At 62.2% G+C, this 13998-nt stretch carries 11 protein-coding genes and 1 riboswitch; of the genes, 5 read left to right on the plus strand and 6 right to left on the minus strand.

The features are described 5' to 3' along the window. Positions 1-33: 33 nt before the first annotated feature. From FHT87_RS20300 to FHT87_RS20310, 3 genes are all read right to left on the minus strand, one after another. A complete protein-coding gene (locus FHT87_RS20300) occupies positions 34-570 on the minus strand; it encodes a transporter (RefSeq protein WP_183734882.1) in 537 nt (178 codons plus the stop codon). A gap of 172 nt (positions 571-742) precedes the next feature. Then, positions 743-3442 (minus strand): winged helix-turn-helix domain-containing protein, encoded by a 2700-nt coding sequence (locus tag FHT87_RS20305; protein WP_183804588.1) that lies wholly within the window; start codon positions 3440-3442, stop codon positions 743-745. A gap of 126 nt (positions 3443-3568) precedes the next feature. Further along, positions 3569-4105 (minus strand): DUF1003 domain-containing protein, encoded by a 537-nt coding sequence (locus FHT87_RS20310; RefSeq protein ID WP_183734884.1) that lies wholly within the window; start codon positions 4103-4105, stop codon positions 3569-3571. On the opposite strand from FHT87_RS20310, the gene FHT87_RS20315 reads away from it, so the two are divergent. Genes FHT87_RS20315 through FHT87_RS20325 form a run of 3 tightly spaced genes read left to right on the plus strand, consistent with a single transcriptional unit; the run spans position 4104 to position 6846 of the window. Next, entirely contained in the window at positions 4104-4304 is a 201-nt protein-coding gene (locus FHT87_RS20315; protein WP_183804590.1) for a hypothetical protein, read from the plus strand. The two genes, FHT87_RS20310 and FHT87_RS20315, sit on opposite strands and share 2 nt — an antisense overlap. A 1-nt stretch (position 4305) precedes the next feature. Further along, a complete protein-coding gene (locus FHT87_RS20320; protein WP_183805068.1) occupies positions 4306-5985 on the plus strand; it encodes an NAD+ synthase in 1680 nt (559 codons plus the stop codon). Positions 5986-6012: 27 nt separating this feature from the next. Continuing rightward, positions 6013-6846, plus strand: a complete 834-nt coding sequence (locus FHT87_RS20325) for a PD40 domain-containing protein (RefSeq protein ID WP_183804592.1) — start codon at positions 6013-6015, stop codon at positions 6844-6846. A gap of 550 nt (positions 6847-7396) precedes the next feature. Here FHT87_RS20325 and FHT87_RS20330 read toward each other — a convergent pair. Then, positions 7397-8464, minus strand: coding sequence for a 3-deoxy-7-phosphoheptulonate synthase (locus FHT87_RS20330; protein ID WP_183804594.1), 1068 nt, complete (start codon positions 8462-8464; stop codon positions 7397-7399). A 302-nt stretch (positions 8465-8766) separates the two neighbouring features. Continuing rightward, a riboswitch (cobalamin riboswitch) is annotated at positions 8767-8957 on the plus strand. 41 nt (positions 8958-8998) lie between these two features. On the opposite strand from FHT87_RS20330, the gene bluB reads away from it, so the two are divergent. Continuing rightward, complete coding sequence (gene bluB, locus FHT87_RS20335; RefSeq protein ID WP_183804596.1) at positions 8999-9733, plus strand: 5,6-dimethylbenzimidazole synthase; 735 nt, start codon at positions 8999-9001, stop codon at positions 9731-9733. Here the strand turns inward: bluB and FHT87_RS20340 are convergent. Continuing rightward, the gene (locus FHT87_RS20340; RefSeq protein ID WP_183804598.1) at positions 9693-10772 is read right to left on the minus strand and encodes a DUF2865 domain-containing protein; all 1080 of its coding nucleotides are present in this window, start codon (positions 10770-10772) and stop codon (positions 9693-9695) included. The genes bluB and FHT87_RS20340 overlap by 41 nt on opposite strands. Positions 10773-10970: 198 nt before the next feature. On the opposite strand from FHT87_RS20340, the gene FHT87_RS20345 reads away from it, so the two are divergent. Then, entirely contained in the window at positions 10971-11504 is a 534-nt protein-coding gene (locus FHT87_RS20345; protein ID WP_183734891.1) for a ribonuclease H, read from the plus strand. Between the two features lie 27 nt (positions 11505-11531). On the opposite strand, the gene FHT87_RS20350 is transcribed toward FHT87_RS20345, so the two are convergent. Next, a complete protein-coding gene (locus tag FHT87_RS20350; RefSeq protein ID WP_183804600.1) occupies positions 11532-13844 on the minus strand; it encodes an NADP-dependent malic enzyme in 2313 nt (770 codons plus the stop codon). Between the last annotated feature and the right edge of the window lie 154 nt (positions 13845-13998).

Here is a 13998-nt window from a genome sequence, read left to right on the forward strand (position 1 = left end):
TTGCAATTTACCGCTATATCTCCAACATGATCTTCAGTCTGTCGGCGTCAGGGCCTTGCGGCGTTCCAGCACGACTTCGAGCAGCGCATGAGCAGCGAGAAGCGGCGAAGCTTCGTTGTCGCCGAGGATCAGCGGGCCGGCGGCAGCGCCTTCGGGGGCTATGTCCAGATACCGGCCGGGGATCACGGCGACGGGTTTACCCGATCTCAGGAAGGCGCTGAGGGTGTGGCCAACGCCGTTGTCGGCCCTCCAGAGCGCACCGGAAAAGCCGATGCAGAAGGCGGCGTCGAAATCCTCTGTTACGATCTGGTCGAGGCGAAGTGTATCGGCGAGATCGTCGCGCGCCGCCCGATCGGCGAGGAAGCGGCGGGTGGACGGTTCCGGATGCGTGGTCTGACGCAGCTCATTCGTCAGGTCGGGGAAGCCGCCTAATGGTGAAGCGAGCACCACCTCCGCCGGCGCATCCTTGAAGAGGTAATAGGCCGGCGCGATGCTGATGATCCTGACCTCGCCGTCAGCCCCATTCGTGGCAAGAACGATCAGAAAACGGATGGGCAGTTGACCGTCCATTGGCATCCTCCTCTTGCTTGCGATCATGCATGGAGGCAGGGAAGCGGACGAGTTGAGAGTTGTAAATCAGTGTAAAGGGCGGCTCAGCCGGCAGCACCCGAGAGGTGGGCCGGCGGATGGCCTACAGCATCGGCCCGAAAATCGGAATCGATTTTCGGGCCGATGCGTCGATTCAAAGAGCTAGGGCTTCGAGATCGACGCGGATGCGCCGCTCCCAGCCGCCAGCGCCATCCTGCCTTGCGGCTTCGAGCGCTGCCTCAAGGATGGCTGAAGCCGCGTCCAGTGCTTCCGGGCCTTGTCTCCTTGTGGTGATATGCGCCTTGACCCGCAGCAGCTCGGGAAGGCACCAGCGTTCGCCTGACGCGTCGCAGTGAGCAAGCGCTGCATCGATGACACCATCGGCTTCCGCATGTTGGCCGAGGCCGGAAAGCGCCTGCGCCTCCACCGACTGGAAGAAGGTGCGGAAGAGGTTGAAGCCGGCATGCTGCAAAATGTCCATGGCCGGGCGCAGCTTTGCGAGGCAGGGCCTGTATTCGCCGGCCCGCAGATGCAGCTCAGCCTCGAATCCATCGGCATAAGTGTGCCAGACGTCGAGCGACAGCGCCTTGGTATGGTCGCGCAGCAGGCGGATAGCGGCGGCCGCTTCGGCGTCGTTGCCCGATAGAAGTGCGAGCGGGCAGACGGCTTCGGCCATCAGATTGCTGATCGAGTGATTGTGGCCGATGTCGCGGGCGTAACGCATGGTCTCCTCGACCTCGCAGAGGGCGGCGCCCTCGTCGCCCAGCACCCAGAGGCAGCGAGCGACGATGATGCGCGCCGTCACGCGCTGGTCGAACTGGAACCGCACGGAATGACGCGCCTGCGGCACATGCTCGTATTCCGAAAGCATCACCCAAAGCTGGTCTCGGGCCTCGGCATGGCGGCCGAGCCAGTGCAGGGTGGCGGCCTTCATGCGCTTGCCGATGATGCCATCGGTCGGATCGGAGGAGGAGGGTGCGAGCGCCGCAAAGCGCTCCGCCAGTTCCATTCCCTGGCGCGGTTCGGCCCGGTTCACCAGATCGACCCAGAGCGCCCAGATGGCGCGAAGCTGATAGTCGACATCGCCGAGCTCTTCGGCGATCCGCCAGGCGGTCGTCCAGGCGGCCACGCCTTGTTCGGATGCATTGGTGGCGCGAAGCTGCGGCCAGCCGAGCGCGGCGTAGAGCTTCATGCGGCTTTTCTCGTCCAGGCCAGGACGGGCGTCGAGAAAGGCGATGGCATGGGTGAGTGCGGCCAGGCATTCGTCGAGCAGCGACAGGTGGAAGAAGAGCGGCAAAGCGGCGACCGTCAGCCGCACGCCGAGCAGGGCATCGCCTGAAGCCCCGAAGGCCCAGTCGAGCGCGACGCGCAGACCCGGCACCTGCTGGGCGAAATCCTCGGGCCATTCCTCCGGCGGGGCGGAGTAGAGATCCTGTTCGGCACTTTCCAGCGCGGCGCAGAGATAGGCGGAGAAGCGCGCCATGACGTCGGGCAGCTCATCCGAAGCAACCAATTTCTCGCCGGCATAGAGGCGCGTGGTGTCCAGCAGGCGATAGAGCGTTTCGTCTGAAGCCATCTCGACCACGACCAGCGACTTGGCGACGAGCGCGGCCAGCAGATCCCCGGGTTCCGTGCCGGAAAGAACCGCGGCTGCGGCCTCGCCGGTGAAGCGGCCGCGGAAGGCGGAGAGTTCGCGCAGCGCCTGCTGCTCCTCCAGCGGCAGGATGAGGTAGCTCCAGTCGAGCGTGGCGCGCAGCGTCTGGTGGCGGGGCAAGGCCGTGCGCCGGCCGCGGGTCAGCACGCGGAAGCAATCCGACAGCGAGCGGGAGAGGGCGGCCACTCCCATCGCCTCCAGGCGGCCGGCGGCAAGCTCTATCGCCAGCGCGATACCGTCGAGCCTCGTGCAGATGTCGACGACATCTGCGGCATCCTCGTCCGTCAGTTCGTAACCGCCGAGGCAGGCGTCGGCGCGCTCGACGAAAAGCTGCACGGCGGGCGAGAGCAGCGCGGCCTGTGCGGTCACGGCACTATCAGGCAGATCGAGCGGCAGAAGGCGGTGCACGCGCTCGCCCTCGGCGCGCAGCGGCTCGCGGCTGGTGGCAAGGATATGCAGATCGGGCGCTTCCGCCAGCACGTCCTCGGCAAGCTTGGCGATATCGGCTACCACGTGTTCGCAGCTGTCGAGCACGAGCAGCAGATTGCGCGGCTGCAGATGGATGGCGATTTCGCGTGATATATCGTCGCTTCGCGAGAGGATGCCGAGCGCGGACGCCACGACCGTCGGCACGAGATTTCCGGTCGCGACTTCCGAAAGGTCGATCCAGACGATCTCACTGTCGAATTCGGTTTGCGCGATCACGGCGCGGGCGACGGTGGATTTGCCGATGCCGCCGGGGCCGGCAATGGTTACGAGGCGCCCCTTGGCAAGCTGGCTTGTTACCGCCGCTATCGTCTGCTCGCGGCCGAAGATGCGGGCAGGCAGGCGCTCGGGGCGGAATCTCCGGAGTGTCGGTTGAGCGGCGGGTACCACACCATTGCTGCGGCGATTGACAGGGGCGATGAACGTATAGCCGCGGCCCGGCACATTGGCGATGAATTGCGGCTCGCGCTTGACATCGCCGAGCGCCTTGCGCAGCGCCGAGACATGGACGCGCAGATTGGCCTCGTCCACGAACGTGTCCGGCCAGACCTGCTTGATAATCTCGGCATTGGTCTTCAACTCGGCGGGATGGTTCAGCAGAAACAGCAGGATATCGATGGCGCGGCTACCGAGCGGGACAGTGGCACCCTCCCGCATCAGGCTGCGCCTGGCGGGCACGATCGAAAAGGTGCCGAACTGAAGCTCTTCTTCCAAGCATGCTCCCCTGCGCGATGTCGGCAGGTTGAGCCAATTGCCGGCGCGCTGTCAAATGAAACGGTATGACGGACACGGAATTGCGACAGGATTTCAGTCGTTTAAGGCTTCGCTATTTTAGCGGCATCAAGCTTGTCCGCGCTCTGCAAGGATGGCGTTCAGCCGGGAGACATCCTCACGCAACGCTGTCAGTTCCGTCAGCACCCGCATATCGATCTTCTGATGCAGCGACAGAACCTCCAACTCGGCCTTCAGATTCACCTCATAATCCTTGGCGGCTTCGAAACGGTCGCGCTCGGCCTGGCGGTTCTGCGACATCATGATGATCGGCGCCTGGATGGCGGCAAGCATGGAGAGGATCAGGTTCAGGAAGACGAAGGGGTAGGGATCGAAGGCCCTGCTCAGCAGAATGACCGTGTTGATCAGGGTCCAGATGACGAGAAAACCCAGAAAGGCCAGGATGAAGGACCAGGAGCCGCCGACGCGCGCGATACTGTCAGCCAGCCGCTCGCCGAAGGAGGCTTCGGCGGAAAAGGCGGCATTGACGTCGGTGGAGATGATCTTGCGCTCATGGGTCCTGGCGAGCACGCGCTTTTCGATATCACCCAGCTCGTCGGCCGGCTTGCCGAAATGCAGGTGGGCGAAATTTGGAAAATTAGTCATGGCATTGTCCCGGGAATGGATCGAATTGGCGCGCAGTATTCCGTCGTTGCTGCAAATTGCAATGCGTATCGGCGTCGCGCAAGCCAAACTGAATGAGGGGCAGAGGGATAGGCTGCCCTTCATCAAATTTTCGCCGCAGATGGCTACAGCTTTTGAAGCGGCTTATTGCGGTGCACGCAGGGGCGGATTAAATGAATGACATGACACAGGAAAACGCTCTCTCCCATACGTTCAACATCGCCATCGCCCAGCTGAACCCTACGGTGGGCGATGTCGCCGGAAACCTTGCCAAGGTGCGCGAGGCGCGTGCCGATGCGGCGCGACAGGGCGCGCATATCCTCATGATGACCGAGCTTTTCATCTCCGGTTACCCACCGGAAGACCTGGTGCTGAAGCCGGCCTTCATCCAGGCTTGCTGGAGGGCGGTGGAAAGCCTTGCGGCTGATACCGCTGATGGCGGGCCGGGCATCGTCATCGGTTTTCCGCGCCAGGACGAGACGGGGCGCTACAATTCCATCGCCGTGCTCGATGGCGGCAAGGTCATTGCCATCAGAGACAAGATCGACTTGCCGAACTATGGCGAGTTCGACGAGAAGCGCGTCTTCGACCAGGGTGCCATGCCCGGACCTGTGAATTTCCGCGGCGTGCGCATCGGCATTCCGATCTGCGAAGATATCTGGGGCGACCTCGGCGTCTGCGAGACGCTTGCCGAAAGCGGCGCGGAAATCCTGCTCGTGCCGAACGGCTCGCCCTATTATCGCGGCAAGGTCGATATCCGCCATCAGGTGGTGCTGAAGCAGGTCATCGAAACCGGCCTTCCCATGGTCTATGCCGCCCAACTCGGCGGCCAGGACGAGCTCGTCTTCGACGGCGCAAGCTTTGCCTTCAATGCCGACAAGTCGCTCGCCTTCCAGCTCAGCCAGTTCGAAGCCGCGCTTGCCGTCACGACCTGGAAACGCACCGAAAATGGCTGGCGCTGCGCCGAAGGGCCGATGGCCCGCATTCCGGAAAGCGAAGAAGCCGATTACCGCGCCTGCCTGCTCGGTTTCCGCGACTATGTGAACAAGAACGGCTTCAAGAATGTCGTGCTCGGCCTATCGGGCGGCATCGATTCGGCGATCTGCGCGGCGATTGCCGTCGACGCGCTCGGCGAAGAGCGGGTGCGCACGGTCATGCTGCCGTACCACTATACGTCCGAAGACTCGCTGAAAGATGCGGCCGATTGCGCCAAGGCGCTCGGCTGCCGCTACGACATCGTGCCGATCGAGGCGCCGGTAACGGGGTTTTCCTCAGCACTGTCGAACCTCTTCGAGGGCACGAACAGCGGCATTACCGAGGAGAACCTGCAGAGCCGTGCGCGCGGCACCATCCTGATGGCGATCTCCAACAAGTTCGGCTCGATGGTGGTCACGACCGGCAACAAATCGGAAATGTCTGTCGGCTATGCGACGCTCTATGGCGACATGAACGGCGGCTTCAATCCGATCAAGGACCTCTACAAGATGCAGGTCTATGCGCTGGCCCGCTGGCGCAACGAGAATGTGCCGCCGGATGCGCTTGGCCCCTCGGGTGTGGTCATTCCGCAGAATATCATCGACAAGGCGCCCTCGGCCGAGCTTCGCCCTGACCAGAAGGATCAGGATTCGCTGCCGCCTTATCCTGTCCTCGATGATATTCTCGAATGCCTCGTCGAGCGGGAAATGGGTGTCGAGGAGATCGTGGCCCGCGGCCATGATGTCGAGACGGTCCACCGTATCGAGCATCTGCTCTATCTCGCCGAATACAAGCGCCGCCAGTCGGCGCCGGGCGTGAAGATCACCAAGAAGAATTTCGGCCGCGACCGGCGCTATCCGATCACCAACCGGTTCCGGGATCGCTGAGACGCCTCAAAAGTCTGGGAGGGATGAATGCGCAGCTCAGTTGAGATCTACAATGTGCGGCGGGGCGAAAGCCGTGTCATCTGGCAGACGGAAGCGCTGGTAGAGGCGCCGAATTTCTCACGCGACGGCGCCTATCTGCTGATCAATGGCGACGGGCTGCTCTATCGCCTGCGGCTCGACGGCAGCGATCTTGTCGAGAAGGTCGATACCGGCTTTGCCGTCCACTGCAACAACGACCACGGCATTTCGCCTGATGGCGAAGAGATCGTCATTTCCGACAAGACCGAATTCGGCAAGTCGGCAATCTATATCCTGCCGATCGAGGGCGGCAAGCCGCGGCTGATCACCAAGAACCTGCCGTCCTATTGGCATGGCTGGTCGCCTGACGGGCGCGAGCTTGCCTATTGCGGCATCCGCAACGACGTCTTCGATATTTACACGATCTCGGTCGATGGCGGCGAGGAGAAGCGGCTGACGCATGGCGAAGGCCGAAACGACGGGCCGGACTGGTCGGCGGACGGGCAGTGGATCTACTTCAATTCCAGCCGCACCGGCCTGATGCAGATCTGGCGCATCCATCCCGATGGCACCGGTCTCGAGCAGGTGACATCGGACAATTACGGCAACTGGTTCGCCCATCCATCACCCAACAATGACAAGGTGCTGATCCTCTCCTATGACCCTGACGTTTTCGACCATCCGCGTGATCTGAACGTGCGGCTGCGCGTGATGGACATGGACGGCGGCAACCTGACGGAACTGTTCAAGCTCTTTGGCGGGCAGGGCACGATCAACGTGCCGAACTGGTCGCCCGATGGCGAGGAATTCGCCTATGTCCGGTATTTTCCCGTGAGGCCTTGAGAGGGCGCACCGCCATTTAATGATGGGGTGCGGGTGGGGCAGCGCAGCGCCCCTACCGGTCATTGTTCCTCTCCGAAACCTCGATAGCATGGCCGTGCATTTCGGAGCGTACAGATGAAAAGCAATGTTGACATAGTCTGGAGCGATATAGCCCGCGACAAAATCGTGGCTCCCGGCCGTTACGTAGCGCCAGCTAAGTTTGGGGCCGATCCCGATTGGCCGCAAACTGCTTGGAGCATAGTGTTGGAGTTTAGCGAACTATCGCATGGAACGGCACGGTTTCTAGTCGACGACGCACCTCACCATCTACTGCAACGCGGCGCCACTTTCGAGATGTACGACGGCAGAAAGCTGTCGGCTAAAGTACGGGTCTTGTGAGGAATGGTGGCTGTGTAGCAAAAGGTGATCTTCGCGATTGCGGGCCGCCACCTATTCCAAAGGTAGAACTCACGGACCTGAAGGCTAAAGACGATTAACGGGAAGACGGCCAAGGCGTGAGCAGCCTGTGAATGGGCGGCGGGTGTCTGCCCGCCGCGCTTGATAGTGCCAATCAGGCCGCGACAGCAGCCTTGCGGCGGTCGCGGACGGCCTTCGCCAGATCCTCGAGCACATCCACCGACATATCCCAGCCGATGCAGCCATCGGTGATCGACTGGCCGTAGACCAGCGGCTTGCCGGGAACGAGGTCCTGGCGACCGGCGACGAGGTTGCTCTCGATCATCATGCCCTTGATGTGGTGGTTGCCGGCGACGATCTGGCCGGCGACGTCGCGGACGACCTTCGGCTGGTTCATCGGGTCCTTGCTGCTGTTGGCGTGGCTGGCATCGATGAGGATGCGCGGATCGACGCCGAGCTTGACGGCCTCAGCGATCACAGCCTGCACATCCGCCGCCTCGTAATTCGGGCGCTTGCCGCCGCGCAGGATGATGTGGCAGTCCTCGTTGCCGCGGGTGGAGGCAATCGCCGCCTGTCCGTCCTTGGTCACAGCCGGGAAGTGGTGGGGCTGGGAGGCTGCTACTATGGCATCGAGCGCGATGCGCGCGCCGCCATCCGTGCCGTTCTTGAAGCCGATCGGGCAGGAGAGACCCGAGGCGAGCTGGCGGTGGATCTGGCTTTCGGTCGTGCGCGCGCCGATGGCGCCGTAGCTGACGAGATCGGCTATGTATTGCGGCGTGATCGTATCGAGGAATTCGCAGCCGGCCGGGAGGCCCATGGCGTTGATGTCGAGTAGCAGGCGGCGGGCGAGACGCAGGCCTTCCTCGATGCGGTAGGTGCCGTCGAGATGCGGGTCGTTCATCAGGCCTTTCCAGCCGACGGTCGTGCGAGGCTTTTCGAAATAGACGCGCATGACGATTTCGAGCTCGCCGGACAGGCGTCGTCGCTGCTCGACGAGCCGTGACGCATATTCACGGGCGGCTGCCGGATCATGGATCGAGCAGGGGCCGATGACGACCAGCTGGCGGTCGTCCTGACCGGTCAGGATATTGTGGATCGTGTCGCGCGTGCTGGTCACGGTCTTGGTAATCGCGCGGTCACGCGGGATTTCCTTGATAATATCGGCAGGTTTGGTCAGCGGGGTGATCTCGACGATGCGCAGATCATCAATAGTGTCAGTCACGGCATGCTCTCCTGTTTGGTCATACCGTGCGGAACAAAAAAGCCGCCAGGTAGACTAGCGGCTGTTCGGGTTGTCGTCGCGTTAGTTTTGGTTACGCACAGACCCGCATCCGCTGGAAGCAGCGGTACGAATAAAATCGCGATGCGTAGACGGACGAGATCGACATGCAGGCTATGTAGCGATGCGGAAACCAATTGTCACGCAGAATTTTACAGGTGAGAGCCCCTTAGCGGGCAGCGGCGGAGATGCAGTTCCGTTCCAGGCCTATTCGCTGAATTGACTTGCTGCCATGCCGTTTCCACGCCATAGATCGCCCGTCAGGTGCCCGCCGTCACAAGCGGGAGAATCGGGAATCCGGTGCAAGACCGGAACGTGCCCAACGCTGTAAGGCCGACGCTTGCCGCTCACCACGCCACTGGCCTCCAGGCCGGGAAGGCTGCGGCCAAGTGGATGACGCCAAGTCAGAAGACCGGCCTGGCAAGATAGACCCAACCCGCGCGGACGGCGGGCGGTTGCGTTGTTGGGGATTTGACGATGCGACCCATTGATGATGCCGTTTGCCCGGCATCCAGCTTTTCTGCGGCCGAACGCGAGGCCGTCTATCATGCCATCACGACGCGGCGCGACGTGCGCAGCCAGTTTCTGCCTGATTCCCTGCCTGATGATCTCGTCACGCGATTGTTGACGGCAGCGCATCACGCACCTTCGGTCGGCTTCATGCAGCCGTGGAATTTCATTCTGGTGAAGAGTGCCGAGGTGAGGGCGCAGGTGCGCGATGCCTTCACGAGGGCGAATGAGGAAGCGGCCCGGATGTTTACCGGCGAGCGGCGGCAGGCCTATCGCTCGCTGAAGCTCGAAGGCATCGTCGAGGCGCCGCTCGGCATCTGCGTGACCTGCGACCCCACCCGCAGCGGCAGCGTGGTGCTCGGGCGCACGCACAATCCGCGCATGGATAGCTATTCCACCGTCTGTGCCATCCAGAACCTGTGGCTCGCAGCGCGAGCAGAAGGCGTCGGCATCGGCTGGGTCAGCATTTTTCGTGAGGGCGACCTGAAGGAAATCCTCGGCATTCCCGATCATATCGAAGTCGTGGCCTGGCTCTGCGCCGGGTTCGTCGACCGGCTCTATGACCAGCCGGAACTGGCGGTCAAAGGCTGGCGGCAACGCATGCCGCTGGAAGATCTCGTCTTCCATGACGGCTGGGGACGATCAGACCGTGAGCCGGTAACTACTGCTGTTGAGGTTGGGGGCCGGATGTCGCCGGATTAGCGAGATCGATCTTGCCCTCATCGCCGGCAAGGAATTGCGGCCCGACCTGCCGGACCTTGCTGGCAGAGGGATCATAGGGGCGATCCGCCACCTGCGGCGGGGGGGCAGGCGGGGTGCTAGCCGCCTTCGGCGCTTCCGTCTGGATCGCGGTGATCGAGCCCTTCGGCTCGGGCGTCGGCGCATAGGCGGCCTGGCTCTTTCGCATCTGCTCGTAATAGGCAGACAGATTGCAGGAGCAGGCGGATTTTTCGCCAGGTGCACGGGTCTTGTAGGCGAAGGCGTTCTTCATCGCGCTGTAGGGCGTTCCCGTTGCCGTCGAAATCATGTTCGAGGTCTCGGTACTGGAAACGTCGCGATAGAAGAGTTCCGTTTCGACGCCGGGGCACATCTTCGCGCAGGTCGCGGCATCACGGTCGAAATCGACCGAGGTGGCATTGTTGCTGATCGGGAAGAAGCCACCATCGCAGGTGCGCACGCAGATGGTACTGACGGGCGAGAGCATTTCGGCGCGCGGCAGGCCGTAGCGCTCGCCGCCGCCGAGCGGGATGAACGTGTCGCTGCGCATGGCCTGCTCTTCGATGCTCGGAGCCGGCGCGTAAGCGTTGCCTTCGGCAGGTCCGCTGAAGCTGTCGCTGTTGCAGTCATTATCTTCGAGCGCGGCCATTAGCTCCTCGCGGGCCGCATCGGGGCCGGACTGGCGCAACTCGCTGCGGCGTTCCTGAAGGAAGCCGATGTTGTCGACCATCTTGGCTTCAGCATGCTCAAGTTCGGAGCAGAAGCCGGCGTTGTCGCCGCCAACGACGACCATGCTGCCGGAGGTGCAGCCATACCGGCGCAGATCGCTGCGCACCTTACGCAATTCGAGATTCTGTTCGGCAAGCGCGCCGGCATATTGGCGCATCTCGCTGCTGCTGTTGCCGAAGGTTTGCGGCAGGTCGGCAAGGCGCCCGCGCAGATCCTCACAGATCGCATTGGTCTGCGCCGCCGCAGGAGCCGCGAATGCCAGACAGAAAACGAGATACAGGTTTCGGCGCTTCACGACGTCGTTCCGGAAAGAGAAAAGCATCTATCAGTGCGTTGCGGCTTCAATCCACCGCGCTTTGTCTTAACGTGTTTCCCTTAATAAGCTCGCAGTAATTCCTAGCGTATTTTTGCGATCTTATCCAGCAAGCCGGATGCTTCCACTTTCCTGTCTCCTGCAATCACGCGGGAGACCGTTAATATCTAGACAGTTGATATGACAGATATTTCCGACGAATCCTGCACATGCGAAACGTCCGCAGAAATACCGGATACCCAGCAGGGCCTTCACGTTTTCGTGGACGGTTGTTTTGACCCCGGCGCAGGGCACGGGGGATGGGCCTTCGTCGCCTATCGCGATGGCGTCGAGATCGCCTCCGGCTTTGGCGGTGCAAGGGATTCCTCCAATAATGCGATGGAAGTGACGGCCGTGCTTGAAGCGGCAATCTGGATCAACGGCACAGCAACAGGCGTAGCGGCAGTCATCTGGTCCGATTCCGCCTACGCCGTCGAAGGCTGCAACAGCAGGCGTGCGATCTGGAGGAACAATGGCTGGAAGAAAAGCAACCCGACCGGCAAGGCCAGAAACCGAGCGATATCAGATGCGAAAATCTGGAAAGCCGTCGATATCCAGCTATCCGAGAATTCCCTTATAAGCATCGTCTGGTGCAAGGGCCATTCCGGCACCGATGGCAACGAACGGGCCGATGCGCTGGCAGATCAGGGACGCCGATCGATACGGCGTGCCTGATTTTCCAGATGCCGACGCGCAACCGGCTTAGGCCGGCTGCGATGCCTCTACGACAGCGAGCGCCGCCATATTGACCACGCCGCGCGAGGTGACCGACGGCGCCAGGATATGCGCCGGCATCGCCGTGCCGAGCAGGATCGGGCCGACATGCAGGCCGTCGGTCATCGACTTGACGACGCCGAGCGTGATGTTGGCCGCATCGAGGTTCGGGAAGACCAGCAGGTTGGCTTCATCGTTCAGCGTGGTGTGCGGCATGACGCGGCGGCGCAGTTCCTCGGAGATGGCGCTTTCGCCATGCATTTCGCCGTCGACTTCGAGATCGGGAGCCGCTTCCCGCACGAGCTGCAGTGCGTTGCGCATCTTGGTGGCGCTTTCGGATTCGCGCGAGCCGAAATTCGAATGCGAGACGAGGGCGGCGCGCGGGGTGATGCCGAAGCGCTTGATCTCTTCGGCAGCGAGAACCGTTGCCTCGGCGATGTCTTCTGCCGTCGGATTTAAGGTCACATAGGTGTCGGCGAAGAACGTCGCGCCGCGCTGCGAGATCATCAGGCTGAGAGCCGAGAAATCGCGCACGTTCGGGCGCTTGCCGATGATCTGGCGCACATCGCGCAGGTGCTTCTCGTAACGGCCTTCGAGGCCGCAGATCAGCGCGTCGGCTTCGCCGCGCTTCAGCGCCAGCGCGCCGATGACGGTCGTGTTGGTGCGCACGATGGTGCGCGCCGCTTCCGGGATGACGCCGCGGCGTCCCACCAGCTGCAGATAGAGATCGACATATTCGCGAAAGCGCGGATCGTCCTCGGGGTTGATGACGTCGAAATCCTGCAACGGCCGGATGCGCAGGCCGTAACGCTTCAGGCGCGTTTCGATGACCTGCGGACGGCCGATAATGATCGGTTCGGCAATGCCTTCTTCGAGCAGCACCTGGGCGGCGCGCAGCACGCGTTCGTCTTCGCCTTCGGAGAAGATGACGCGCTTGCGCTCTGCTACCTTGGCGGCCGTGAAGATCGGCTTCATGATGAAGCCGGAGCGGAAGACGAAGCGGTTCAGCTGGTCGAGATAGGCGTCGAAATCGGCGATCGGACGACGCGCGACACCGCTTTCGGCAGCAGCCTTGGCGACTTCAGGGGCGATGCGCAGGATGAGGCGCGGATCGAAGGGCGAGGGGATGAGGTAGTCGGGACCGAAAACCGGGGTTTCGCCGGAATAGGCACGCGCGGCAACGTCCGAAGGCTCTTCGCGGGCGAGGGCTGCGATGGCGCGCACGGCGGCCATCTTCATTTCCTCGTTGATCGTCTCGGCACCACAGTCCAGCGCACCCCTGAAAATATAGGGAAAGCAGAGAACGTTGTTGACCTGGTTCGGGAAGTCGGAGCGACCGGTGCAGATCATCGCGTCCGGGCGGGCGGCCCGGGCGAGATCCGGCATGATCTCCGGCGTCGGGTTGGCAAGCGCCATGATCAGCGGCTTGTCGGCCATCTGCGCCAGAAGTTCCGGCTTCAACACGCCGGCGGCCGAGAGACCGAGGAAGACATCGGCGCCGCCGATATTTTCGGCGAGCGAGCGCGTGTCACTCTTCTGGGCGTAGACGGCTTTCCACTCGTCCATCAGCTCGACGCGGCCTTCATAGACGAGGCCTTCGAGATCGTGGACCCAGATGTTTTCGCGTTTGGCGCCGAGCGTCACGAGCAGGTTGAGACAGGCAAGCGCGGCGGCACCGGCGCCTGACGCGACGATCTTCACCTCGTCGATCTTCTTGCCGGCCAGTTCCAGCCCGTTGAGGATGGCAGCGGCGACGATGATCGCGGTGCCGTGCTGGTCGTCGTGGAAGACCGGGATCTTCATCTTCTCGCGCAGCTGCTTCTCGATCCGGAAGCATTCCGGCGCCTTGATGTCTTCGAGGTTGATGCCGCCGAAGGTCGGTTCCAGCGAGGCGACGGTCGAAACCATCTGGTCGACGTCCGTTGCATCCACTTCGATATCGAAAACATCGATGTTGGCGAATTTCTTGAAGAGAACGGCCTTGCCTTCCATGACCGGCTTGGAAGCGAGCGGGCCGATATTACCGAGGCCGAGCACGGCGGTACCGTTGGAGATCACGGCAACGAGGTTGGCGCGCGATGTATAGTCGGCCGCAGTTTCAGGATTGTCACGGATGGCGAGGCAGGGGGCGGCGACGCCGGGAGAATAAGCGAGCGCCAGGTCGCGCTGGTTGCCGAGCGGCTTGGTCGCCTGGATTTCCAGCTTGCCGGGGCGCGGATAGCGGTGGAAGAAAAGCGCCTGGTCGTCGAGGCTTCCCCCCGTCAGATTCTTTTCCGTTTTGGATTTTTCCTGGTGATCCATCGCCGCCTCCGGTGTGTCGTTCGAAGTCTTTTGAAGACTTCTCCATACATCAATCGGATACGGGCGACAGTATGGAAATGCGGCGTGGGGAAAGTTTTCGTGCGGGGGCGGGGCGGCCCTTGGTGCCGAGCGGTTGCCACCAGCTAATCCTTTT

The organism is Rhizobium sp. BK316, from assembly GCF_014193695.1.
Classification (GTDB): domain Bacteria; phylum Pseudomonadota; class Alphaproteobacteria; order Rhizobiales; family Rhizobiaceae; genus Rhizobium.